This is a genomic window from Arthrobacter sp. S41 (genome assembly GCF_004320535.1).
In the GTDB taxonomy this organism is placed as follows: Bacteria; Actinomycetota; Actinomycetes; order Actinomycetales; family Micrococcaceae; genus Glutamicibacter.
On record NZ_SIHY01000003.1, the window covers coordinates 185,472 to 208,360 of the forward strand.

General features: G+C 55.1%; 23 protein-coding genes. 12 read left to right on the top strand and 11 right to left on the bottom strand.

Translation table 11 applies throughout. The annotated features are described in order from the left end of the window. The first annotated feature begins 40 nt into the window (after nucleotides 1-40). Nucleotides 41-1,618 (top strand): sodium:proton antiporter, encoded by a 1,578-nt coding sequence (locus EYR88_RS14875; RefSeq protein ID WP_131090546.1) that lies wholly within the window; start codon nucleotides 41-43, stop codon nucleotides 1,616-1,618. Here EYR88_RS14875 and rlmD read toward each other — a convergent pair. Then, nucleotides 1,615-2,745, bottom strand: coding sequence for a 23S rRNA (uracil(1939)-C(5))-methyltransferase RlmD (rlmD, locus tag EYR88_RS14880; RefSeq protein WP_131090547.1), 1,131 nt, complete (start codon nucleotides 2,743-2,745; stop codon nucleotides 1,615-1,617). The two genes, EYR88_RS14875 and rlmD, sit on opposite strands and share 4 nt — an antisense overlap. Before the next feature lie 180 nt (nucleotides 2,746-2,925). Between rlmD and EYR88_RS14885 the strand changes: the two genes are divergently transcribed. Beyond that, a complete protein-coding gene (locus EYR88_RS14885) occupies nucleotides 2,926-3,969 on the top strand; it encodes an ankyrin repeat domain-containing protein (RefSeq protein ID WP_131090548.1) in 1,044 nt (347 codons plus the stop codon). 3 nt (nucleotides 3,970-3,972) lie between these two features. On the opposite strand, the gene EYR88_RS14890 is transcribed toward EYR88_RS14885, so the two are convergent. Next, entirely contained in the window at nucleotides 3,973-4,383 is a 411-nt protein-coding gene (locus EYR88_RS14890; RefSeq protein ID WP_131090549.1) for a YchJ family metal-binding protein, read from the bottom strand. Nucleotides 4,384-4,603: 220 nt separating this feature from the next. Between EYR88_RS14890 and purS the strand changes: the two genes are divergently transcribed. From purS to EYR88_RS14915, 5 genes are all read left to right on the top strand, one after another. Continuing rightward, complete coding sequence (gene purS / locus EYR88_RS14895) at nucleotides 4,604-4,855, top strand: phosphoribosylformylglycinamidine synthase subunit PurS (protein WP_038991933.1); 252 nt, start codon at nucleotides 4,604-4,606, stop codon at nucleotides 4,853-4,855. Further along, entirely contained in the window at nucleotides 4,855-5,607 is a 753-nt protein-coding gene (gene purQ, locus EYR88_RS14900) for a phosphoribosylformylglycinamidine synthase subunit PurQ (protein WP_131090550.1), read from the top strand. Before purS ends, purQ begins: the two co-directional genes overlap by 1 nt. After that, the gene (gene purL, locus EYR88_RS14905) at nucleotides 5,604-7,919 is read left to right on the top strand and encodes a phosphoribosylformylglycinamidine synthase subunit PurL (RefSeq protein ID WP_131090551.1); all 2,316 of its coding nucleotides are present in this window, start codon (nucleotides 5,604-5,606) and stop codon (nucleotides 7,917-7,919) included. The genes purQ and purL overlap by 4 nt, the downstream gene beginning before the upstream one ends. Nucleotides 7,920-8,134: 215 nt before the next feature. Further along, on the top strand, nucleotides 8,135-9,178 hold the full coding sequence (locus EYR88_RS14910) for an LLM class flavin-dependent oxidoreductase (RefSeq protein WP_207306534.1): 1,044 nt from the start codon (nucleotides 8,135-8,137) through the stop codon (nucleotides 9,176-9,178). Continuing rightward, nucleotides 9,096-9,869 carry an NADPH-dependent F420 reductase gene (locus EYR88_RS14915; protein WP_131090552.1) on the top strand — a complete coding sequence of 258 codons (774 nt, stop codon included), beginning with the start codon at nucleotides 9,096-9,098 and terminating at the stop codon, nucleotides 9,867-9,869. Before EYR88_RS14910 ends, EYR88_RS14915 begins: the two co-directional genes overlap by 83 nt. 51 nt (nucleotides 9,870-9,920) lie before the next feature. Here EYR88_RS14915 and EYR88_RS14920 read toward each other — a convergent pair whose 3' ends face one another. Both EYR88_RS14920 and EYR88_RS14925 read right to left on the bottom strand, forming a co-directional pair. Beyond that, complete coding sequence (locus EYR88_RS14920; RefSeq protein ID WP_131090553.1) at nucleotides 9,921-10,550, bottom strand: cysteine hydrolase family protein; 630 nt, start codon at nucleotides 10,548-10,550, stop codon at nucleotides 9,921-9,923. A gap of 50 nt (nucleotides 10,551-10,600) precedes the next feature. Further along, nucleotides 10,601-11,683, bottom strand: coding sequence for an LLM class flavin-dependent oxidoreductase (locus EYR88_RS14925; protein ID WP_131090554.1), 1,083 nt, complete (start codon nucleotides 11,681-11,683; stop codon nucleotides 10,601-10,603). An 81-nt stretch (nucleotides 11,684-11,764) separates the two neighbouring features. Between EYR88_RS14925 and EYR88_RS14930 the strand changes: the two genes are divergently transcribed. Then, the gene (locus tag EYR88_RS14930; RefSeq protein ID WP_131090555.1) at nucleotides 11,765-12,349 is read left to right on the top strand and encodes a CGNR zinc finger domain-containing protein; all 585 of its coding nucleotides are present in this window, start codon (nucleotides 11,765-11,767) and stop codon (nucleotides 12,347-12,349) included. 19 nt (nucleotides 12,350-12,368) lie between these two features. Here EYR88_RS14930 and EYR88_RS14935 read toward each other — a convergent pair whose 3' ends face one another. Together EYR88_RS14935 and EYR88_RS14940 are read right to left on the bottom strand one after the other, a co-directional pair. Beyond that, nucleotides 12,369-13,751 carry an FAD-dependent oxidoreductase gene (locus EYR88_RS14935; RefSeq protein ID WP_242632611.1) on the bottom strand — a complete coding sequence of 461 codons (1,383 nt, stop codon included), beginning with the start codon at nucleotides 13,749-13,751 and terminating at the stop codon, nucleotides 12,369-12,371. A 163-nt stretch (nucleotides 13,752-13,914) separates the two neighbouring features. Then, on the bottom strand, nucleotides 13,915-14,262 hold the full coding sequence (locus EYR88_RS14940) for a zinc ribbon domain-containing protein YjdM (protein WP_131090556.1): 348 nt from the start codon (nucleotides 14,260-14,262) through the stop codon (nucleotides 13,915-13,917). Nucleotides 14,263-14,473: 211 nt separating this feature from the next. On the opposite strand from EYR88_RS14940, the gene EYR88_RS14945 reads away from it, so the two are divergent. Then, entirely contained in the window at nucleotides 14,474-15,676 is a 1,203-nt protein-coding gene (locus EYR88_RS14945; RefSeq protein ID WP_131090557.1) for a siderophore-interacting protein, read from the top strand. A 206-nt stretch (nucleotides 15,677-15,882) separates the two neighbouring features. On the opposite strand, the gene EYR88_RS14950 is transcribed toward EYR88_RS14945, so the two are convergent. Continuing rightward, entirely contained in the window at nucleotides 15,883-16,248 is a 366-nt protein-coding gene (locus EYR88_RS14950; protein ID WP_131090558.1) for a hypothetical protein, read from the bottom strand. 249 nt (nucleotides 16,249-16,497) lie between these two features. Here EYR88_RS14950 and EYR88_RS14955 point away from each other — a divergent pair, with 249 nt between their 5' ends. The 3 genes from EYR88_RS14955 (at nucleotide 16,498) to EYR88_RS14965 (ending at nucleotide 20,113) form a co-directional block, all read left to right on the top strand. Then, nucleotides 16,498-17,205, top strand: a complete 708-nt coding sequence (locus EYR88_RS14955) for an HNH endonuclease family protein (protein WP_131090559.1) — start codon at nucleotides 16,498-16,500, stop codon at nucleotides 17,203-17,205. 169 nt (nucleotides 17,206-17,374) lie between these two features. Next, on the top strand, nucleotides 17,375-17,584 hold the full coding sequence (locus EYR88_RS14960) for a hypothetical protein (RefSeq protein WP_131090560.1): 210 nt from the start codon (nucleotides 17,375-17,377) through the stop codon (nucleotides 17,582-17,584). A 174-nt stretch (nucleotides 17,585-17,758) separates the two neighbouring features. Continuing rightward, nucleotides 17,759-20,113, top strand: a complete 2,355-nt coding sequence (locus EYR88_RS14965) for a 5'-nucleotidase C-terminal domain-containing protein (protein WP_131090561.1) — start codon at nucleotides 17,759-17,761, stop codon at nucleotides 20,111-20,113. A 73-nt stretch (nucleotides 20,114-20,186) separates the two neighbouring features. On the opposite strand, the gene EYR88_RS14970 is transcribed toward EYR88_RS14965, so the two are convergent. The 4 genes from EYR88_RS14970 to EYR88_RS14985 form a co-directional block, all read right to left on the bottom strand. Beyond that, nucleotides 20,187-20,510, bottom strand: a complete 324-nt coding sequence (locus EYR88_RS14970; protein ID WP_131090562.1) for a putative quinol monooxygenase — start codon at nucleotides 20,508-20,510, stop codon at nucleotides 20,187-20,189. Between the two features lie 4 nt (nucleotides 20,511-20,514). Then, entirely contained in the window at nucleotides 20,515-20,934 is a 420-nt protein-coding gene (locus tag EYR88_RS14975) for an MmcQ/YjbR family DNA-binding protein (protein ID WP_131090563.1), read from the bottom strand. An 11-nt stretch (nucleotides 20,935-20,945) separates the two neighbouring features. Then, complete coding sequence (locus EYR88_RS14980) at nucleotides 20,946-21,362, bottom strand: CoA-binding protein (RefSeq protein WP_131090564.1); 417 nt, start codon at nucleotides 21,360-21,362, stop codon at nucleotides 20,946-20,948. Nucleotides 21,363-21,470: 108 nt separating this feature from the next. Beyond that, complete coding sequence (locus EYR88_RS14985) at nucleotides 21,471-22,889, bottom strand: NtaA/DmoA family FMN-dependent monooxygenase (RefSeq protein WP_131090565.1); 1,419 nt, start codon at nucleotides 22,887-22,889, stop codon at nucleotides 21,471-21,473.

Here is a 22,889-nt window from a genome sequence, read left to right on the forward strand (position 1 = left end):
CCACAAATTAGTTGCAAGAATCTACTACAATTAGAAGACTATGGATTTTTTCCTTCTGGTCATCGGATTATTGTTCGCCACTATTCTGATCGTCGGTGTCGGAGAACGCATTAAACTGCCTTACCCGATCCTGATGTTGATATTCGCGTCGCTGGCGGGCTTCCTCCCGTTCATGCCCGAAATGCATATCGAACCAGAACTGATCCTGCCAATATTCCTACCGCCTCTGCTCTTTGCCACAGCGCAGCGAAGCAGCTGGTCGGTCTTCCGACTTCGGTGGAAAGCCCTGATCCGGCTAGCGGTAGTGCTCATTGTGGTCACTGCGGGTACGGTCGCGGCCACAGCCATGGCCTTCACCCCCGTCGTTTCGATCCCATTGGCACTGGCTTTGGGCGCGATTGTTGCCCCGCCTGACCCGGTAGCAGTGGACGCCATTGCGACGAAGGTAAAAATGCCACGACGATTAACTTCGTTGCTGGAAACCGAGGGTCTGTTCAACGATGCCATGGCTATCGTGATCTTCCAGTTGGCTGTTCAAGCCACCGTGGATAACTCAAGTGTCGGGCTGGAGCTCATCCCACAGTTTGTCATCGGTGCTGCTGGTGCAGTGGTCTTGGGTCTAGCCATGGGTTGGGCTATTGGTGCGCTGAACCGCTTTGTTCCTAACCTGGCCGCACGTAGCGCCGCCACCTTGGTGGCCCCCTACGCGGTGTACATGATCGCTGAAGAAGTCCATGTCTCAGGGGTTATTGCAGTGGTGGTCACCGCCCTGGAAATGGTTCGTCGTGACCGTCCTCAGGACTCGGCGGAACGCTTGACCCGTCAGGCCTTCTGGGAAGTACTGGAACTGCTCGCCACCGGTCTGGCCTTCGGCTTGATGGGCATCGAAATGAACCAGGTTATTCAGGAGGAAGGCAGCAACCTGATTGGCTACATCCCGGGTATTGCCGCCATCTGTTTCGTAGTAATCGCGATACGTGCACTGTGGATGTTCGGCACGTATTATTTGCCTAACCGCAGCAAGGCCAAAATCCCCGCACGCAAGGACTCACTGGTACTCACCTGGTGTGGCATGCGCGGTCTGGCAACCTTGGCCCTCGCCTTGGCGCTACCTCATGTACGAGCCGACGGAACGGTCATCGAAGAACGCAACTTTGTTGTGGTGACCGCGTGCGCGGTATTGCTGTGCACCTTGGTGGTGCCAGGTCTGACCCTTCCAGCTCTCATGCGTGTACTGAAGCTGCGCAATAACGAGCAGGACACCAAACGTGCTCGTCGTGCTTTGGCCCGTCGCGCTGAAGCTGTTGCAATGTCAACGCTGCGCAAGAACGTTGACTTGCAGGAGTTACCGGAGAACTACCAGCAGGCAGTACGCCGCCGCATGAACTCATTGCATTCAATCTTGTCTAAAGATCCGGACCCGCACGATGCGATCTCTGATGAAAAATACACTCAGATTCGCGCCGTGATCGCCAAGGCAGATTCGATCCAGGCCATTGCCTTGGAAGCGGCCCGCGACGAGTTGCTCAAGGCTCGCCGCGAACCGAATATTGATCCGCATTTGGTGGACGAGATTGTTGTCCGCTTGGACCGACGCACCGCCACCTTGGACCGCTAGGAGCTCTTGCGCTCCAGCTTGACCATGACTTCGTAGTGGTCAGTCTGCGGGAACATGTCCATTACACGGGCCACCCGAGGCGTGTAGTTTTCTAGACGCTCAAGGTCCCGGGCCAAGGACTTGGCATTGCAGCTGGAATAGATCAGGTGCTGCACATCAGATTTGTTCAGCCACTGCGAAAGTTCAGCTGAGATCCCTCGTCGCGGTGGGTTCACAATCACTGCGTCCGGGGCCCAGCCTGCGTTCAGTGCAAACTCGGTGGCATCTGAGACAACAAAGTGCGCATCGGTGAAACCCATTGATTCAGCGCTGATCTTTGCGGCAGCAACTGCCTCTTCGCTAGTTTCAATTCCGTAGACGGTGCGGCCTTCGCCAGCGGTATGCAGGGCAAAGCCACCGACTCCGCTATACAGGTCCCACACGCTTTCAGGTTCAACGTCATCAATCCATTGGCGTGCCTGACGATACAGGGCCGCAGCGATCTCGGTATTGGTTTGGAAGAAACCTTGTGGACGCAGATGCATTGGCACACCGTTGAGCCCAAATTCCAAGGTGGTGCGACGGGTAAGGATAATTTCTTCCTCACCTTCCAGCACTGCCTTGTGCTCCGGAAGGAAGTTCACCGAAACCACACTGTGGTGCGGCAACAGTTCCAAGAATTGTGGCAGCGAATCGCGCAAGGCCACAAAGTGCTTCTTTGTGCGCAAGACCCAACGCACCATCACCGCTCCGGTGTCCGAAAGTGTGAGGATTACATGCTTGAGCTCACCCTTGCGCTTGGGAACGTCATAAGGGATGAGTTTGAGTTCTTTGATGAATCGCTCAATCACCGGCAACAGTGTGCGCAAGGTTGGCGCAATGACGCCACAGTTGCGCAGGTCCACGCCGTGCCCCTCGGTATCGAGGATGCCGATGGTCGGAGCCTGGGTCGTTCCGGAGATGACCATTTTGGCTTTATTGCGGAAGCCCTGTTCATTGCTTGGTTGAGCGGGCAAGAATTTCAGTGTGTCAAAGTCGGCAAGCAGATGTTGGCAATCCTCAACTTTTGCTTGCAACTGGCGGGCATAAGGAACCGTCATTTGTGTGCATGAGCGGCAACGGGAGGCAGAAAAGTAGAGGCATTCCATGATGTCTACGATTTTAGCGAAGATCTGCTACAACAAACGCCAAGAATTTTTGGCGCTGATTGACCGTAAATTTTCAGCTTCAGCCGATATGCTCACAAAGGAAATCGAAAGTTTCCAAGCGAAATCCCCTATTGGCATTAATTGTCATGGGAAACGGTTGCCGAAACCGCGAAAGGACAGATGGCACTTCTAACCGGGCTCTCCACGCGCCGCCGTGGCATCGCGTTAATTGCGCTTCCATTGGCAGCCGCGATCGGTGCATTCACTGGTTGCGCCCCGTCCTCACCGCAAGCCCAAGGAACGCAGTCCAGCAGCCCTTCGGCAAGCAACGCCCCTAGTGCCTCCAGTGCCACGCCAGCTCCAACCGTCGCTCAAGAATCTTCGACAGCTTCAAAATCCTCAGCGCTACCGTCTAGTTCCGCTTCGCAGGCACCAGTTCAAAGCACGGCGGCCACACCGTCAGCTACCCCCGCAGCCACTAGTGCTCCAGCAACTGTTGCTTCAGCAATTGCTACAGCTAGCGCCACCCCAAGTAGTGCAAGTTCGCAGAGCACCCTCTCACCTTTGGCTTCCGGAGCCGGATCCGGCGAGACTCTGAAATCAGTGGAATCCACCGTGGCGGCTCTTCCCGCCGAATCAAGCAAGCTATTTGCTGCCATCAAGGCCAATAATCTGAAGGGCGTCAAAAAGGTCCTGAAGTCCGGCGTTAATTTGGCAGTCAAAGATGGCTCCGGACGCACGGCACTGATGCAGGCAGTCATTGCCAAAAATGAGCCCATCATCAAGACACTCTTTGATGCCGGCTCCAACCCGAACATCAAGGACAATTACCAGGAATCCCCGTTCTTACGCGCCAGCGCTAACGGTCAAACCGGTGCGCTGCAGATGTTTATCAAGGGCGGCGCCAACGTCCAAGAGGTCAATCGGATGGGTGGCAGCGCCTTGACTGTGGCCAGCGAAAACGGCCAGGTTGCGGCCGTACGAATTCTGTTGCGCACTAACATCAACATTGACCACGTGAATGATCTGGGTTGGACTGCCTTGCATGAAACTATCGTGCTGGGCCAAGGCACCAAGAGTTCAGTGAATATCGCCGAGTTGTTGGTTGCCAACGGCGCAGATCCACGACTCAAAGACCGTACCGGAGCCGACGCTTTCAAGATGGCCCGTGATCGCCAGCAGACGCAGATGTTAACCATGCTGCAGACTGCTAGCCGCCGCTAAAGCTCACAGGGCGTTAACGTAAAACCAAGCATCAGCTTCGCGGACAAAGGTGCTCACCTCATGTTGCGCAGCTGCATTGCCCCCATCAACATAGTGCGCGGCAAATTCCACAACACCACGGGTGGCCTGAGCACCACCAGCACGAGTGGACAGGATTTCTAAACCCGCCCAGCGCATCTGGGGGTCCAAATCCAATTCTTGAGGGCGAGTACTCTCATGCCAGGTGGCCAGAAGATAGGGAACCAGGCCCAGCACAAATCCGCTGTAGCGCGAACGCATCAGTTCTTCAGCGGTTTCAGGCAATACCGAACCGTCCGCCCGTCCGTCATGAAAGCGCTGGCAGCACTGAGCGTAACTGAGCTTGACCGAGTCCAATTCACGGCATGAACACGTTGTCTGACTAGAGTTTTTCACGCTTTCAGAATACGCGTCGCACACAGTTTTGCGCCCCGTGAGCCAAAGATCACATGACTTATATCTAGGGATATCGGCCCGATCAGGCACAGGCACGTCTGGCCGGTCACATTCACGGGTAGACTGTTAGGGCAAGCTCGCGGAGCGCCAAATCCCCCTGGTGTGAGACGGCATCTCCGTGTGGCATTTAACTTAACCTCGCCAACAGGAGATATGCCGGATGCCCCGCATCGTTGTAGATGTCATGCTCAAGCCAGAAATCCTTGACCCTCAGGGCAAGGCCATCGCGGGAGCACTTCCCCGCCTAGGCTTCACCTCCTTCGAAGCTGTCCGCCAGGGCAAGCGCTTTGAACTTTCCGTGGACGGCGAGGTGACCGAAGAAATCCTTGCTCAGGCTCGTGAGGCAGCAGAAACCCTGCTCTCCAACCCGGTGATCGAAGATGTCGTCAACGTCGAGGTAGTCGAAGACTAATGAGCACCGAACTCCCCCTGATTGGCGACTACTCAGCGCCAACAAACGAATTGTCAGGAGCACGCGTCGGCGTGGTGACCTTCCCGGGCACCCTTGATGACCGTGATGCCGCCCGTGCAGTGCGCGCCTCCGGTGCCGAGGCAGTGTCCCTGTGGCACGCCGACACCGACCTGCAGGATGTTGACGCCGTGGTAATCCCTGGTGGCTTCTCCTACGGTGACTACCTGCGGGCTGGCGCGATCTCGCGTTTTGCTCCAATGATGGCCAAGATCGCCGACGCTGCGAACTCCGATGCCAAACTGCCTGTACTGGGTATTTGCAACGGTTTCCAGATCCTCACCGAGTCGCATCTTTTGCCTGGCTCGATGATCAAAAACGATCACCTGAAGTTCATCTGCCGCGATCAGCTGCTGCGTGTGGAGAACAACCAGACCGCTTGGACCAATGGTTTTGAAGCTGGCCAGGAAATCACCATCGTGCTCAAAAACCAGGACGGCCAGTACGTGGCTGACGAGAAGACCCTGGATGAGCTTGAAGCCGAGAACCGCATTGCGTTCTCCTATGTGGGCTGGAACCCGAATGGTTCGCGCCGTTCGATCGCTGGCGTCAGCAACAAGGCTGGCAACGTGGTGGGTCTTATGCCTCACCCGGAGCATGCCATTGAGGTCGGCTTTGGCCCCGATGCCCGCGGCACCGATGGGCTAACCTTCTTCACCAGTGTTCTGACCCACCTTGTTGGAGGAAAAAAGTGAGCCAGGAAGTCACCAAAGAATTCAACATCGACACCGTCGATAACGCCGCCGGCACCCCAGATGTAGAACTGCCTTGGGCAGAGCTGGGCTTGAAGGACAACGAATTTGCCGAGATCGTAAAGATCTTGGGCCGTCGTCCCACCGCTGCTGAATTGGCCATGTACTCGGTGATGTGGTCCGAGCACTGCTCGTACAAGTCCACCAAGAACCACCTGCGCCAGTTTGGGCAGAAGGTCACCGATGAGATGAAGAAGGACCTGATGGTCGGCATGGGCGAAAACGCCGGTGTTACCGACCTGGGCGACGGCTGGGCCGTGACGTTCAAGATCGAGTCGCACAACTCGCCTTCCTACGTTGAGCCATACCAGGGTGCTGCTACCGGCATTGGTGGCATCGTACGTGACATCATCTCCATGGGTGCCCGTCCGATCGCCGTGATGGATCCATTGCGTTTTGGCGCCATCGATCACGAAGACTCGCAACGCGTGGTGCACGGCGTAGTCTCGGGCATCGGCGGCTACGGCAACTCGCTGGGCCTGCCGAACATCGGCGGCGAAACCGTCTTTGATCCGATCTACCAGGGCAACCCACTGGTGAACGCCTTGGCTGTTGGCGCACTGCGCCACGAAGACCTGCGCCTGGCTAACGCCTCGGGTGTGGGCAACAAGGTGGTGCTCTTCGGTGCACGCACCGGTGGCGATGGCATCGGCGGCGCTTCGGTGCTGGCTTCCGAATCCTTCGATGACACCAAGCCTTCCAAGCGCCCTGCTGTACAGGTCGGTGACCCGTTCGCCGAGAAGGTACTGATCGAGTGCTGCCTGGAACTGTTTAAGGCTTCACTGGTTGAAGGTATCCAGGACTTGGGTGCTGCAGGTATTTCCTGTGCAACCAGCGAACTGGCATCCAATGGTGAAGGCGGCATGCAGGTTGAGCTGACCGACGTGCTGCTGCGCGACTCCACCCTGACCCCGGGCGAAATCCTGATGTCGGAGTCCCAGGAACGCATGATGGCAGTTGTCACCCCTGAAAACGTTGACGCGTTCGAGGCTGTTATGGCCAAGTGGAACGTGGAGTACTCCTGGTTGGGCGAGGTGACCGATACCGACCGTTTGATCATCACCTGGAAGGGTGAGGTCATCGTGGACGTGGACCCTAAGACCGTGGCCCACGACGGCCCGGTTTACGACCGCCCTTACGCTCGCCCAGAGTGGCAGGATGCTCTGCAGGCTGACACCTTTAAGTCTTCGGAGGCCGGCAAGAACTTGCCAGCAACCGGTGATGAGCTCAAGGCTGCCGTGCTGGAACTGATTGCCAGCCCAAATATGTGCGACAAGTCCTGGATCACCAACCAGTACGACCGCTACGTTGGTGGCAACACCGCATTGGCCGCCCCGGATGATTCCGGTGTGGTGCGTATTGATGAGTCCACCGGTTTGGGTGTGGCCATCGCTACCGATGCCAACGGCCGTTACACCTATCTGGATCCATACGCTGGCGCTCAGCTGGCACTGGCCGAGTCCTACCGCAACGTTGCTACCTCTGGTGCAATCCCTGCGGCGGTCTCGGACTGCCTGAACTACGGTTCCCCAGAGAACCCAGATGTCATGTGGCAGCTAGCCGAGGGTATCCGTGGTCTGTCTGATGCTTGCATGGTGCTTGGTGTTCCAGTCACCGGCGGTAACGTGTCGCTGTACAACCAGACCGGCGACAAGCCGATCCACCCAACCCCAGTGGTTGCCACCTTGGGCAAGTTCGACGACGTTGCTCGCCGCACCCCTTCGGGCTGGCGCGAAGAGGCCGACGGCCAGGCGATCTACCTGATCGGCACCACCAAGGACGAGCTGGATGGCTCGGAGTTCGCCAACCTGCGCGGTCACCTCGGCGGTGTACCGCCGGTAGTTGACCTGGAAGCGGAAAAGGAACTGGGCGCGATCCTGATCAACGCTAGCCGCGATGGCATGATCGATGCAGCTCACGACTTGTCAGAAGGTGGTCTGGCCGCAGCATTGACCGAGATGGTTCTGCGCTTCGGCGTTGGCGCTCGTGTAGCACTGGATGAGATCAAGGAACGTGACGGCGTAGATTCCTTCACCGCTTTGTTCTCGGAGACTCAGGCCCGCGCCATCGTTGCTGTCCCACGAAGCGAAGAAGTTCGTTTTAAGGATATGACCAGCGCCCGCGGTGTGACCGTGGCTCGCTTGGGCATCGTTGATGCGCAGTCCGGTTCTTTGGAAGTCCAGGGTGAATTCACCGCTTCGGTGGATGAGCTTCGTGAGGCTAACGAAGGCACCATGAAGAAGTACTTCGGCTAATACCCACCGGTTGAAGCCTGATTGGCCCGCCTCCCTTTTCTGGGAGGCGGGCCAATTGCTTTGATGGCCCATGGCTGGGACCCCGCCTACCCGTCAGCCGCACACGACGCCCAGACGCGCGCCTTTCCGCAGTACATTATTTATATAGTTGACACGTCAACAATATTGAGTCATGATTGATGCATCAACTTAATTCGTGGTACGAGGAGCGGGTCATGGACAGCATCGAAAATATCGAATTCGGCATCGACACCTTTGGTGATGTACCTAGCGGAGCCAATGGCCAGCTACTAACTCAAGCGCAAGCCATTCGTGCCACCGTCCAAGAAGCCATGGTTGCTGATCAGGCAGGCGTTGACGTCATCGCTGTTGGTGAGCACCACCGACCTGAGTACGCTATTTCCAGCCCGGAAACCGTACTGGCTGGCATTGCCACCGCAACGGAAAGTATTCGCCTCTCCTCCGGCGTTACCGTCCTATCCTCTGATGATCCGGTGCGCGTTTTCCAACGTTTCTCCACCGTAGATGCGCTATCCAACGGACGCGCTGAGGTCATGCTGGGGCGCGGCTCATTCACTGAGTCTTTCCCACTCTTTGGGCACGATATGGCCGACTATGAAATCCTCTTTGATGAGAAAATCGACCTCTTCCACAAGCTGCTCGACGAGAGGCCTGTTACCTGGCAAGGCACCAAGCGTCCTTCACTAGCCGACATGGACGTCTTCCCAAAAACTGAATCCGGCCGACTGCGCACCTGGGTAGGCGTCGGGGGTTCCCCACAGTCCGTGATCCGCACGGCGCACTACGGTTTCCGAATGATGCTCGCAGTTATCGGCGGCTCACCGGAACGCTTCGCACCTTATATCGACCTGTACCGCCGCGCCAATGAGCAGTTCGGCCACCAATCGACTCCGGTTGGTCTACATTCCCCGGGCTTCGTAGCTGATACCGATGAACTGGCCCGCGAAGCAATGTTTGACGCCTACAAGGAACAGCGCGACCGGATCGGCGCCAGCCGAGGCTGGAGCCCAATGAGCCGCGAAGAATTTGAGCATGAAGCAATCGAAGGCTCGTTGTACATCGGATCGCCTGAAACCGTTGCCCGCAAGATCGCCAACACGGTGAAGTCCCTTGATATCGGACGCTTTGATTTGATCTACTCCGGCGGAGCCGTGGATGCAGGCGCTCGACTTCACGCTGTGGCACTGTACGGAAGCAAGGTCATCCCAATGGTCCGCGAAATGCTTGCCCAAGCATAATCACTTAGCATCACCGACTTTGCAGGAAGGCACGAACATGGAACAGCAAACTATCGGCATTCTAGGTGCAGGAAAGATTGGCACCGCACTGGCTCGGCTAGCCCTCAAGGCCGGCTACAAAGTGCTCATTGCAGGTTCCGGTGACCCCAGCGCCATCGCACTCACCATTCAAATCCTCACGCCAGGTGCAGTAGCCGTTGATGCGCATACCGCGGCTAAAGACGCCGGCATTGTGATCTTGGCTCTGCCGCTGGGAAAGTACCAAAGCATTCCGGTACAGCAGGTGGCCGGAAAACTGGTTATCGATGCCATGAACTACTGGTGGGAAACCGACGGTATCCGTGAAGACCTGAACGGACCAGAAGTTTCCACCAGCGAACTGATTCAAGAGTTCTTGCCCGGCGCCCGTGTAGTGAAAGCCTTCAACCACATGGGTTATCACGAGATTGAAGAGGAATCTCGTGCAGCTGGCGTCGCTGGGCGCAAGGCCATCGCAGTGGCCGGCGATCTTGAAGCAGATCTGGAAATTGTTGCACGAATTGTGGACGAGTTTGGATTTGATCCACTGCGCATCGGCTCGCTGAGTGAAGGTCAACGATTGCAACCGGGGCAGCCAGCGTTTGGCGCCAACCGGCCAGAGGCGCAACTGGCCGATCTCATTGGATCGGCTCAGTTGGCGACCTCCGCCTAACTAAATCAAACTACGCAGGGCCCTCACTGGCTTTATTAGAGCCAGTGGTGACTACTGTTCGGTGCGCCCTCGGGCTGCTGATTCAATAAGGTTATCCCCGGCTAATGCACTGCCGGATTCAATCGCGCTGACCCATTCGGCGCTCGGTGCCACGGCAGCCCAATTGGAGTTCAAAACAGCCATCAAGGTTTCGTGAACTTGCTTGGCGGGGATTGAACCAGCGGAGTTGACGATATCAATAGCGCCGGTGGCATCGGAGAGCACCTCGACCGCGAATCCCAGTGGTTCGGCGGCAGCGGCCGAACCGATCACGCAGTTGTTGGTCATGTAGCCAACAAGGGTCAATGTGTCGATCTCTCGCTCGCGCAACCAAACTTCAAGTCCGGTGCCTTCAAAGATACTGGCGAAGTTCTTAGTGATGCGCAGAGCTGCCGACTCAAGCCGGTCATGAATCTGTGGCTGAAGGGCGAAGGTTGAAGATTCAGGAGCGAAAACCGGTGACCCTGCAGGACCCTGGTGCTGGACTACAACAACAGGGGTATCGGCTTGTTGTGCAGCGTCCATTAGCTGCGCAATGGCTGCTACGGACTTCTCACGCTCAGGGTATTGGATCTTGAGCAGGCCTTCAAAATATTCTTGCTGAGCGTCAATGACGACTAGTGCACGACGTGGTGTGGACATGATGTTCTCCTTTGATTCGGTATAACGGTGGCACCGGTTGGTGCCGTTTTTCAAGACTTGCTGGCGGGCTTGTAGTGCTCTGCCATCAGTTGCACGGTACCTAGCGCGGCGTTCCGCACGTGAGAACCAGTCACTAACATCAGCTCATCGGCGCCAGTTCGCTCTTGCAATTCTTCGAGCCGCCACGCAACCTGTTGCGCTGTTCCTGCGAAGGTACGGTTGGTGTACATCTGAATGATGGCTCGTTCGTTGAGTGTCGCCGAGTAGTCGGCCACCTCTTGAGGGCTCAGCAATTTATAGGATTCGCCCTTAAACATCCGCAGCATAGCCATGGCCCCGGATGCTGCCTGTGCCCCGGCAAATTCGATATCTTCGGAGGCAATGGCACTAAGACTGACCAGGACGTAGGGGTGCTCCAACTGCGCTGATGGAACAAAGTTATCTCTGTAGATACGCAGCGCAGTTTCAATATCAGCCTCACCAAATTGCAGGGCAAACGCATATGGCCGGCCCAGACGCGCCGCTAATTGCGCCGAATAAGGCGAAGAACCCAAGATCCACAGCGGGGTTTGATGCTGCGCTGCCGGCACTTGGTTCTGCTGGTTTTGCCATGGCCCAGGAACGGCGTGCACGGTGCTGTATGGGTGATTCTGCGGAAAGTCGTCGGCCAAGAATCCAATAAGTTCGGCTAGCTGCTCATCAAATGATTGCGCGCTTCCAGTTCCCCGACGAAGCGCTGCTGCTGTTGCGCCATCGGTACCGGGCGCTCGCCCCACCCCAAGGTCTATCCGCCCTGGCGCCAGCGCTTCAAGCATTCCAATCTGTTCAGCAACAATCAACGGTGCATGATTTGGCAGCATGATTCCACCGGCACCGAGCCTGATTTGGCGGGTATCGGCGGTGAGCCTGGCCATCATCAGCGGGGGCGAGGCCACGGATAGTGCGGGCATTGCATGATGTTCCGACGTCCAGAATCGGTGGAAGCCCAGTTGATCCGCTGCCTTGGCAAGATCGATGGTGTCACTCAATCCATCTTGAGCTGTTTGCCCGACGCCTGGTCCGCCACCAGTGTGTACAGACAGAGCGAAAGGCGCAGAGCCAAATCGTGGCGCTGGTTGCAAAGCAAATCTCATTTCTCATGTTTATTTTGACTTTTACCGTGATACTCACCCTAACAGGAAATCACGTTAAAACAAGACTGATACCATGAGAGTATGACTCAGATGCCACTTCCCCCGAGCCCCGGTGCGCAGCAACACAGCAGCATCGATCTGGTCAACAGTGAAATCCAGCTACCCGGTAACAAAACATTCGACGCGCTGGCCTCACCAGAATCCACCACTGACTGGCTGATTGACAGAGAACTCGTACCTGAAGATGCGCAGCTTCAGGAGTATTGCCAGAACCGGCTCGTCACCTTGCGCCAGTACGTGCGCCAGGCTTTTTCGGCAAGCACTTCGGGTACACCAATTGATGAAGTGGCGCTGCAAGGAATCAACGCGGCCTTGTTGGCAGCACCAAATACGCCTTTGCTGAAGCAAGAGGGCGGTAAGGGATTTTTCCGCGCGCTGGAACACCCCGCCACGCAGCTAACTGAACATGCGTTAGCCACACTGGCCGAAGATGCGGCTTCCCTGTTGAGTAGCGACGAGGCCACTCAGTTAGCCCAATGCGAATCAGAGCCTTGCACCAGATATTTACTGCGCACCCACGGCCGCCGGCACTGGTGTTCAACACGCTGTGGCGACCGGGTCCGCGCTGCGCGAGCCTACGCGCGGAAGAAAGAACGGCAAAACTAAGCCCGCTACTCGTTCGAGATTACGAGAGCTGGCCAAGGACCTCGTTCAAGGCCTCAGTGGATGATGGGTGAGTAAAAATCTGATCGCGTAGCGAGCTGGCGGTCATTTTCTGGCGCATGGCTAAAGCCACAAGGTTGATCACTTCTTGGGAATCAACGTGCATGAGCGCTGCACCAAGAATCTGGTCGGTGTGCGCATCAACGACAAACTTGATCACGCCTCGCGGGTCACCGACTATTTTTGGCCGTGGCATGGCGGCAATCTCTGCGACTTTCTTCACCGCAATCTTGACCTCTAAGCCCTGCTCGATAGCTGCAGCTTCGCTTAGCCCAACCCTCGACAATGGTGGCGTAGTGAAGATGGTATAGGGAACAGCCACGCGATCTTCGGTGCTACGCGAACCATCACCTAAGAGGTGATTGGCCAGAACTCGATGATCATCCAGTGATACATAGGTGAATTGCGGGCCACCGTTCACGTCACCCAGAGCATAAATTCCCTCGGCGCTCGTGGCCAAGAATTTATCTACGACGATTTCCCCTCGCTCACCGACTTTTACTCCGGCAGCTTCAAGACCCAGATGACTGGTGTTTGGGGTTCGGCCTAAGGCAATTAATACTGCGTCAGCTTCAAGTTGCTGCGCTTGCCCGTCGAGTTCAAAACTGACCGTTGCGCTGGAATGATCCTGGCTAATCTTAGTGACTTGAGCAGAGCTGATGATAGAAACTCCAGCATCAACTAATGATGACTGAACCTCGCTGGCGATGTCCTGATCTTCTTTGGACAGCGCACGCTCACCACGATCCAAGACGGTAACTTTAGCGCCAAACTGCGCAAACATTGACGCAAATTCAATGCCGACATAACCGCCACCCACAACAATCAGGGACTTTGGCATCTCCGCATGCTGTAACGTCGTGGAGTCATGGACGCGGCCACGAATTTCGACTCCCTCAATTTTTGGTTGGGCAGGAACCGAACCGGTGTTGATGATGATCCGCCGCGCACTCAATTCCAGCTCTTCAGTTTCGGTACTGACCTTTATGGTTCGAGGTCCACTGAAGGTGGCGTGCCCGGTGAGGACCAAGACCGACTCAAGATCATCAAGCATCGAGAAGTTCTTGGCGCGCATCATCGAGGTCAGCTTGTCTCGGCGTTGCACCGCGGCTTCAAAGCGTTGCGGATCAAAATCAGAACCGTGGGCTTGCTCGGCTTCATGAATCAAGATCTTGGTGGGCACACACCCAATGTTGATGCATGTTCCGCCATACATTTGGGCCGACTGTTCAACCATCGCCACTCGTTCACCCGAGCGAGCTAGCGTGCCAGCCAGCGTTTTGCCACCTTTGCCCCAGCCAATAACGATGGTGTCGAGCATGCCTGCCGTGTTTTCTGCGCTCACAATAAACCCTTTGCTGGTGCCTTTGCCTTCTAGCTAGAGTCTTGCGCTAAATTGGCGTTAGAGTCAATCGCCATTAAATTCCCACAATTTTTGTCAGGTTAAAAACTGAGGCGGCCAGCTTCCTCGAAGGAAAGCTGACCGCCAGTATCACCGTGGTGAAGTATTAGATCTTCTTCACGATGGAAGACTTGAGTTCCATGTGGCCGAAGCCGTCCACCTTTGCGGCGATATCGTGATCGCCGGAGCCTGGCTCTAGGCGAATGTTGCGGACCTTAGTGCCGGCTTTCAGTGCACTCTGGGCGCCCTTGACCTTCATGGTCTTGGTAATGCTGACAGTGTCACCATCCTGCAGAACGTTGCCCACTGCGTCCTTAATGACGGTCTCGGTTGGTTCCGATTCCTCGGTTTCAGCGTTCCATTCATGTGCGCATTCAGGGCAAACCAGCAACGCATCAAGTTCGTAGGTGTACTCGCTGGAGCACTTTGGGCACGGAGGCAAAGAATCAGACATGGGGCTAATTTTAGTTACTCAGAACTCCCATTGTCGAATGAATCGAATATCGAATACCGTTGCCAACTTCGGCCCTAGAATCTCCCATTCACCAAGGTGGCCCAAAGCGGGCAGGCTGTTATAAGACCACTTGTTTTGTTTCATCAACCGCGCTCATACTCAGCCATAGGAGCCAAATACTGCGACAGCACTTTGAGGGGGCAGCGCACCAATGTCTAAACACTACAAGCATCGCGGGCACCACGTTTCAAGCGCGATCCCCGCAGGTGAGCGACTGACCTTAGAAGTATTGGCCATCGCCGAAAAAGCTGGGGCCAAGGCTGGATATGCGGTGGCAAAAGAAGAGCTCTACCGCAGCATTGGTAACAACAACGAGATCCTCAACGAACAAGAGACCGAAGAGTTGCTGGCAGCAGCTCAGCGCGCCGGATCAGCAGCTGCGCTGCTCGCCGCCCGTAAGGTGATCGACAAAACGCTTCGAAGTTCTTTCCGTTCAAACGCTGAGCCACAGCTGTCCGCTGATCCTGAAACTGTTGCTACTCAAGTTTCTCCAAAGAACTATGAAGAACCTCTGGCCCAGTACTCCCCGTCGCTCGGAAACTTCCAGGCACCTCGCAAAAAAGTTGAGCAACATGTCCTGACCATCACGCGGATAGAACAGCTCTCTGCCAATATGGTTCGCATCATTGCTGCCGCCCCAGACTTAGCTGGCTTTCGTTCCAACTCGGCGTTAGACCAATACGTCAAGGTCTATGTAGCCGACCCTGAACTTGGCTTAGTACCGCCCTATGACATCCATGCCTTGCGTCACCGACTGCCGCGCGAACAGGTACCCCGCTCAAAGTCTTATACGATCCGTTGGGTCGACACCGCGCTCAACGAGCTCTCCATAGATTTTGTAGTTCATGGAGATCCGGGGACGGTTGGGCATTGGGCAGCACATGCAAAGCCGGGAGAACCATTAGTTATTTCTCCAGCTCGCAGCAAGTCCTCCCCTTCGCTGGATGCTCAATACTATGTGCTTGCTGCCGATGAAGCGGGGTTGCCTGCGATTGCCAAAGTTCTAGAAGCCCTACCGGCACAGGCACAAGGGGTGGCACTGCTCGAAGTTGCCGAGGCAACTTCAATGTTTGACGTGAAACATCCCGAAGGGGTTGTTTTAAGCTGGCTTCCGCGGAATCAAGATCCAGCCGGGCGCAGTCACGTTATCGCCGAAGCGCTACGCACTTTGCCGTTACCAACGGCACCAATCGGGGTAATCGCTCACGCCGAGCGTTCAACGGTCAAGGCCATTAACCACATCACCAAGTACTGGAATCTAGATAAACGAGCAACGCATATCTCTTCATACTGGACCCTTCGCGAAGGCAGGCTAGGAGTCAATCTCCCGAGGCACTCGACCCAGCTATTCTGAGGACCGATTTAGTCGTAAAATGCTATCTCGTAGAATCCGCGCGTCTCCGGGCTAGGTTGTTCTATGATCGTTACTTCAGGGCCGGCCGGGACATCAAATTCCATGCTAAGCTCATCGGCCGGGATTGCGCATTGCGCGGTATCTTCAGCGATCATTTCCTGACCCACCCGCACTTGAAGTTGAACCGCTCCGGTGCCTTGGCAGGCTCACCTGAGAAGATTTTTTGTCCCGAATTGAACTCGATAGATCAAAGTCTCCGGCAGCGCTTCACCCTCGTCGCTAAACCGAAATGTGTTTACCGATGACGCCACCGAGTGGTTACCGTTGACTGCCATGAATTCGCCACCCTGATCATTTTCGATATTCAGCAAACCATTGCCCACTAGAATCGTGTGGCCAAAATTGGCCATTGGCGGAAACCACGACGGGTCAAGACCGGACGATTGTTCTTGCGTGGTCTCTTCAACAACGGACACGGTCGGTTCTTGCGAAGGTTTCAGCTTCGAGACCGGAGTGGTGCACGAGGTGAGAGCACAAACAAGCACAACAGCCACTGGCACAATCCGCTTCATATATTCTCCGAGTCACCACACTGCAAAACTTTCTTTGACCCTATGCCACGACGCCCAGTTAAACAACGGATATTGGCGCACGTAGAGAGCAAGTAATTCGCAGTCAACGGATACTTCACCACAAATTTCCCATAGATCTCACACTGAAACACGTCGCGCAGCCGTCTAAATGGTCCGCTGCGATCCATATAGTTTTCTAGGGGGGCTCTCCCCTACTTTTCGTCGTCGCCCTAGGAGCCGTACCACCGCATGCGTTTGCTGCGCCGCACCATTGCTTTTGCCCTCATCGCTTCATCTATGGTCATGAGCGGTTGCTCAACCTTGGATTCCATCGATCTTTACACAACGCCGGATGCTCAGGCGGCCCCTTCACAAGATTCTGCCAAGCAACGTGCCGGCTACGCTGGCTCCCTGGATCTGTTGGCGAACATTGACATTAAGGGCCGTGCGCCAAAGACCGGGTACGAGCGAGAAAAATTCAGTAATGGTTGGAAAGATCCGGATCACAACGGATGTGATGCCCGCAATGACATTCTGACCCGCGATCTGGAAAACGTGAAGTACAAATCAGCGTCAAGGCCTTGCGTAGTGCTCAGCGGAATCTTTCACGATCCGTATACCAATACAACTATCAAGTTTGTTCGCGGTCAGAACACCAGCACTGCAGTTCAGATTGATCACGTTGTTCCCCTATCCGATGCCTGGCAAAAGGGTGCACAGCGCTGGAGTGAAAAAGCACGCTTCGAATTTGCCAACGATCCGCTAAACCTCATGGCTTCGGACGGACCGACCAACGGATCCAAGAGCGACAAGGACGCAGCTTCCTGGCTCCCGCCCAACAAAAGCTTCCGCTGCGAATACGTCTCACGCCAGACACAGGTCAAAGCCAAGTACGGCGCGTGGATGACAAAGGCAGAACACGACACCATTGAGCGCATTCTAAAATCCTGCGTGTAATTAATGGCTATCGACCCATTGTGCAGACACAGAACTTGGCTATGCGGAGAAATATCCTCCTTAAGACCTATAGTCAACCTGATGGATTTGTGGCATCATGGTGTTTATCAAGCTAATGGTCATTATGTTTTGTGACTGCCAGTAAAATTCTCTGCTGCTAAGGCGAACAATGAAGACTAAGTTGTCAGCTGCCCTTCTGCTGCTAGCAAGCGTCTGCCTTTTTGCGTTTGCCTTGAATACTTCCCATCGCGATGCAGCCATGGGTTGCTGGGTGCTTTCAACAATATTCTTCATTGCTGCAGCGATGCTGCTGTTGGGAATTATCTTGGGTTCTTCTGCGGTCACGTCCCCGGAACCACGAAAAAAACGTCGCCGCTAGAGCCCCAAATTCATTTCGAAGCAATACGTCAGCCCACCGCTGGTGTATTGCTTTGACTATTTAATCGCCAGAAGTCGTAGTCCTTCACGGCAATTTAACACCGAGGCATCGACAGGTTCATATAGATGGGATAGATATGTAAGTAGTCACACTCGTCACTCTTTAGGAGCATCTATGTCTGCATTCAAGCAGATGAGAAAACTCAGTCTCGCATCATTGGCAACACTTTCGCTCGTAGCTACCGGCACCGCTCTTGCGCAGGCAGCTTCCACCGAGGAGCCAACCAAAAGCTCAGCCTCAACCGCAGCAGCAGATTCGGTGACCCTGGACCTTGTGGGAATCAACGACTTCCACGGCCGGATTGCAGCCGATAGGGATTCCGCCGGCGCGGCTGTTTTGTCCGGAGCAGTTACCCAGCTTCGAAGCGAAAACGTAAACACACTTTTCCTCTCCGCTGGTGACAATATTGGAGCTTCGACCTTCGCCTCCGCATCCCAGCAGGATGCTCCTACAATCGACGCATTGGGTGCAGCTGGCCTGGACGTATCGGTAGTTGGTAACCACGAGTTCGATAAGGGCTACGAGGACCTCAAAGGACGGGTAGTTGACAGGTTCGCCAAAGCAACGGGAAAGCCAGGTGCGGACTTCGCGCTAGGCGCCAACGTCTACAAGGCCGGCACCAAAACTCCAGCTCTGAAAGAGTACGCAATCCGTGAAGTGGGCGGGCTATCCGTTGGCTTCATCGGCACAGCAACAGAAGACATTCCGTCCTTGGTTTCACCTAGCGGCATCTCAAGCTTGAGCATCGGAAGCGAACTTGAGGCAGCCAACCGTGTTGCTACCCAGCTCAGCGACGGCGACGACGCCAACGGCGAAGCCGACGTGATTGTGTTGTTAACCCACAACGGTTCAGCCAATGCCGAATGCCCAAGCATCGCTGCCGAAGACACTGCGTACGGAGATCTGCTGCGCAAAGCCAGTGGCAAGATCGATGCGATCTTCTCCGGGCACACTCACAACTCCTATGACTGCTCTATTGCTGGCCCTTCCGGCGAGCGCCCAGTGATTCAATCGCACCAGTACGGTTCCACTCTGGGCAAGGTCAGCCTCGATGTTGATCCTGCTACCGGTGAGGTTTTGAAGTCCAGCAGCGAACGTCTTCCGCTGGCCACTGAAGATTCCGAGGGAAACTGGACGGCAAACTACGCGGCGGATCCAGCTGTGGCGAAGATTGTGAAGGACGCCGAAGACCAAGCTGAAGTTGTTGGCAGCAAGAAGGTCGGCGCAATTTCGGAAGATATCTTGCGTGGTGGGCAGACCCCAGGCTCAGACCGCGGCGTTGAATCTACCTTAGGCAACACCGTGGCAGATATTCACCTCTGGGCCACTTCCAATGAAGACTTCGCTGGCAAGCCAGCTCAGATTGCCTTTATGAACGCCGGCGGTCTTCGTGCTGATCTGCTGTATGGCAAGGACGGAACCGTCACCTATCAGGGCGCCGCAGAGGTCCAGCCTTTCGCTAATACCCTTGTGACTTTTAACCTCACGGGAGCTCAGATCCGTGAAGCCTTAGAACAGCAGTGGCAGCCTGAGGGCTCTGAACGTAACAAGCTGCAGCTGGGTATTTCTGAAGGTCTGGCTTACACCTACGTTGAGGATGCCCCAGCAGGCAAACACATCAAGAAGATCACCTTTAACGGCAAGCCGCTGGATGAGTCGGAGACCTTCCGCGTAGCCGCCAATGCTTTCTTGGCTGGCGGTGGCGATAACTTCTTGGCCTTCGCTGAGGGCACCAACCATTCTGATTCTGGTCAGGTTGACCTTGATGCCACCGTGAACTTCTTCAAGGCTCACGATGTAGTCTCGCCATCTCCACTAGGCCGTGCAGCATTGGCTGGCACCGACTGGGCCAAGGTTGCGCTTGCGCCAACTGAAGCAACCGCTGGTGAAAACGTTACGGTGACGGTCACCGGTTTGGAAGAAAACGCGCAAATCTCGGCTTCTGCTTTTGATGGCGCCGTTGAGGTTGCTGGCATCCCGGCTGCGGATGCATCCGGAACCACCAAGTTCCAGCTTCCAGTCGAAAGCTCTGTAGCCCCTGGCGACTACCAGCTGATTGTTTCGCAGGTACAGCATGAAGACATTACAACTGACTTCTCGGTCGTTGCAGCGCCAGTACAGCCGACCCCGTCGGCTTCGCCGTCAGCTACGCCTTCGCCGTCCGAAGATGTAACTGAAACACCGGAACCTTCCGAATCTGATTCTTCAGATGATCCATCCTCACCATCTGAGGATGACTCTGATTCTCCGGAGCCGACTAATAGCTCAGCGCCAACCAGCGACTCATCTTCCCCGTCAGAGGACGATTCGAAGGATAACTCCTCGGATGATTCTCAGCAGCAGGACACCGAGGATTTGGCCGATACCGGTTTCACCGCTGGCTGGATTGGCATCGTTGCAGGAGTCATTGTCTTGGCAGGCATCATCTTGCTACTGATCCGCCGCTTCGGCAACAAGGCCGGACGCTAGAAACAGCCGGACATGAACGAAGGGACGTAGCCACGAATTATCTCGTGGTTACGTCCCTTCACTGTTTGGGAAATTAGTCGATGACCAATTCGCCCATGGAATCCCAATCGTCGCCTTCAACCTTGCGCGAGATGATCTTTGGAGTAGAAACTAGCAGCGGACGCATGGACTCGATGCCAGCTGCGAAGTGTGCGGAATTTACGTGGGCAGAAGCTGCCTCGTCATCACGGAAGGCTTCAACAAGAACGAACTCGTTGGGATCCTCCACGCTCACGGACCAATCGAACCAGAGGTTACCTTCTTCGGCGCGGGTGGCCTTGGTGAACTCTGCAACGTGATCCATGAAGTTCTCGGTGTTTTCTGGCTTTACCTGATATTTAACAACGATGAAGTACATGCCTCTAGTATAGGGCTCCGTGGCTAATGGTGTCTTGCAAACGAATGTATTCTTTATCCCTCACCGACATGCCCTCGACCACAAGATCATAGCTATCTTCAATGAGTTCTCGCATCAGTTCAAGGTCTAAACCAGATCTGACGGTATTCCAATGCTTTTTGTTCATATGGTAGCCAGGCGTGATTTCCGGGTGCTCGCTGCGTTGCTGATCTGACAACGCTGGCTCGCATTTGAGGTTCAACGCTGGCTCACCTTGCAGGCTTATCACCATCGCGAACATTTTTGCCTTGCTCGTGTCCCGCCCCGAAACTTTAAAGACGGTGTATTCGGGACCGAAAGGATAATCAGCGAAGGAACAAGGCAGGCTCAAACACAGCTTCGCCCATGCTTGTTCGAGTACTTCTTGGCTTTTATCGTTTGTCATTCTCGCCTCGACTACTGAAACGGGTACTCAATTTTGGGGCAGGTATTCATGACAACATCGAGCCCAGCACGCTTGGCACGTTGGGCAGCGTCTTGATCAATGACACCTAGCTGCATCCAAATAGCTTTGGCCCCGATCTCAATTGCCTGGTCGACGATATCGCCAACTTTTGACGAGTTTACAAAGCAGTCAACAACATCAACAGGTCCTGGAATGTCGGCAAGCTTTGAATACCCTTGCTCCCCCATCACATCCTGAGCATCTAGTGAAACCGGGATGATTTGCATAGACAGTTCATCACGCAGGAATCGTGCAATGGACGGAGCTACTCGGGTGGGATTGTTGGTGAGTCCAACTACTGCCCACCTGCCCGGGGTACTCAAGATCCGACGAATCACCGCGGGATCATTTACGTGACTATTGTGCATACGCGCCACATTACTCGCTCCACCTGCGACACTGCATAGTTTGATAATCCTCAGTTGGTCAGCAGCGATCCTTGACCTGAGACTGCTGACCTCACTGACGTGATCCTTCTACTTCTGCAGTTGGACGTCTGCCTCGGTATCTGCTGCGCTCAGCGAGGAAAATGCTCCCCGATACTGCGCCGCAGGATGGTTCTGTGGCAGGTAGTCTCCTCGTCCAAAGATTTTTTGTCGCAGGCTACCCTGCTCATATTCGCTTTGTGCCAGACCTCGTCGGCGCAACTCAGGGATAAGTCCTTCAATGAAGTTGTCGTAGGAGCCAGGCAGCACATGGTTCATGATATTCAAGCCGTCAATTCCTGCATCCTGCCAGCGTTCAAGCTCATCAGCGATACTTTCTGGGGTACCCACGATTTGCTGCGCCTTGGCCCGGTAATGGGCCAAGTCCTTCAGCGTAGGATTGCCGCCCGGGACAGAAGCTTTGATCGCTTCAAGTACGCCTTGGGCACCCTGGGTCTGAATGTCTCCCAATGGGGTGTCCAGATCCAACCCGCCTAGATCTACTCCCAGACCGCCACCAATGTGCGCGACAATCGCATCTAGATCCAAGTACTCGTCGTATTCGGCTTCCAAGGCTTTGGCTTCAGCCTCGGTGGATCCAACAACAAAGGACAACCCTGCGAAGACTTTGATGTCTTCTCGCTGGCGTCCTGCAGCAACGAGATTTTCAGTTAGCTGAGCGTTTTTCTTTGCAACATATTCTGCGTGCGGTGCGAAGAGGAAGGTTGCTTCTGCGTGCGTTGCTGCGAACTGCGAACCGCGCGCTGATGATCCAGCTTGGAAGAGGAACGGCGTGCGTTGTGCGCTGGGCAAAGCAAGATGTGGGCCATCAATTTGGTAGTAGTCCCCACGGTGATTGATCTTGTTGACCTTGGACGGATCAGCATAGATTCCGTTGACCTTGTCGGCCAGCAACGCGTCCTCTTCCCAAGACCCCTCCCACAGCTTGTAGGCAGCTTCCACATACTCTTCAGCCCACCCGTAGCGGTCATCGTGAGCTACGAGGTCCTTGCCACCAAAGTTGCGGTGTGCATTTTCTAGAACGCTGGTCACGATATTCCACGCAACGCGGCCCTGCGAGAGGTGGTCAAGGGTTGAAATCTGTCGGGCAAATTGGAAAGGGTGACTCTGAATGACAGAACTGGTCATGGCCAAACCAATATCCTTGGTGCTTGTTGCCAAGGCAGAGAGCAGTACCAGCGGATCATGGCTAGGAACCTGTAGGCCCTTGCGTACGTGGGATGCCCAACCACCCTCATGATCTCCATAAAGGCCCACAACATCGGCAAAGAACAACGCATCAAATTTGGCGTCTTCCAGCTTCTTTGCCAAATCCACCCACAAATTCAGTTCATTAAAACGGTGCTGCTGCGCTTCTGGGTGACGCCACATGCCACCAAGAATGTGGCTTGAGGTATTCATTAGGAATGCTGAGAGCAGCAAACGTGGACGTGATTCAAAAGTTCCCAT

Bases quoted from the DNA above. Each gene is read 5' to 3' on its own strand.
- EYR88_RS14875 (WP_131090546.1), top strand. From the start codon at position 41: ATGGATTTTTTCCTTCTGGTCATCGGATTATTGTTCGCCACTATTCTG.
- rlmD (WP_131090547.1), bottom strand. From the start codon at position 2,745: ATGGAATGCCTCTACTTTTCTGCCTCCCGTTGCCGCTCATGCACACAA.
- EYR88_RS14885 (WP_131090548.1), top strand. From the start codon at position 2,926: ATGGCACTTCTAACCGGGCTCTCCACGCGCCGCCGTGGCATCGCGTTA.
- purS (WP_038991933.1), top strand. From the start codon at position 4,604: ATGCCCCGCATCGTTGTAGATGTCATGCTCAAGCCAGAAATCCTTGAC.
- purQ (WP_131090550.1), top strand. From the start codon at position 4,855: ATGAGCACCGAACTCCCCCTGATTGGCGACTACTCAGCGCCAACAAAC.
- EYR88_RS14910 (WP_207306534.1), top strand. From the start codon at position 8,135: ATGGACAGCATCGAAAATATCGAATTCGGCATCGACACCTTTGGTGAT.
- EYR88_RS14915 (WP_131090552.1), top strand. From the start codon at position 9,096: ATGCAGGCGCTCGACTTCACGCTGTGGCACTGTACGGAAGCAAGGTCA.
- EYR88_RS14920 (WP_131090553.1), bottom strand. From the start codon at position 10,550: ATGTCCACACCACGTCGTGCACTAGTCGTCATTGACGCTCAGCAAGAA.
- EYR88_RS14925 (WP_131090554.1), bottom strand. From the start codon at position 11,683: ATGAGATTTGCTTTGCAACCAGCGCCACGATTTGGCTCTGCGCCTTTC.
- EYR88_RS14930 (WP_131090555.1), top strand. From the start codon at position 11,765: ATGACTCAGATGCCACTTCCCCCGAGCCCCGGTGCGCAGCAACACAGC.
- EYR88_RS14940 (WP_131090556.1), bottom strand. From the start codon at position 14,262: ATGTCTGATTCTTTGCCTCCGTGCCCAAAGTGCTCCAGCGAGTACACC.
- EYR88_RS14945 (WP_131090557.1), top strand. From the start codon at position 14,474: ATGTCTAAACACTACAAGCATCGCGGGCACCACGTTTCAAGCGCGATC.
- EYR88_RS14950 (WP_131090558.1), bottom strand. From the start codon at position 16,248: ATGAAGCGGATTGTGCCAGTGGCTGTTGTGCTTGTTTGTGCTCTCACC.
- EYR88_RS14955 (WP_131090559.1), top strand. From the start codon at position 16,498: ATGCGTTTGCTGCGCCGCACCATTGCTTTTGCCCTCATCGCTTCATCT.
- EYR88_RS14960 (WP_131090560.1), top strand. From the start codon at position 17,375: ATGAAGACTAAGTTGTCAGCTGCCCTTCTGCTGCTAGCAAGCGTCTGC.
- EYR88_RS14965 (WP_131090561.1), top strand. From the start codon at position 17,759: ATGTCTGCATTCAAGCAGATGAGAAAACTCAGTCTCGCATCATTGGCA.
- EYR88_RS14970 (WP_131090562.1), bottom strand. From the start codon at position 20,510: ATGTACTTCATCGTTGTTAAATATCAGGTAAAGCCAGAAAACACCGAG.
- EYR88_RS14975 (WP_131090563.1), bottom strand. From the start codon at position 20,934: ATGACAAACGATAAAAGCCAAGAAGTACTCGAACAAGCATGGGCGAAG.
- EYR88_RS14980 (WP_131090564.1), bottom strand. From the start codon at position 21,362: ATGCACAATAGTCACGTAAATGATCCCGCGGTGATTCGTCGGATCTTG.
- EYR88_RS14985 (WP_131090565.1), bottom strand. From the start codon at position 22,889: ATGGGAACTTTTGAATCACGTCCACGTTTGCTGCTCTCAGCATTCCTA.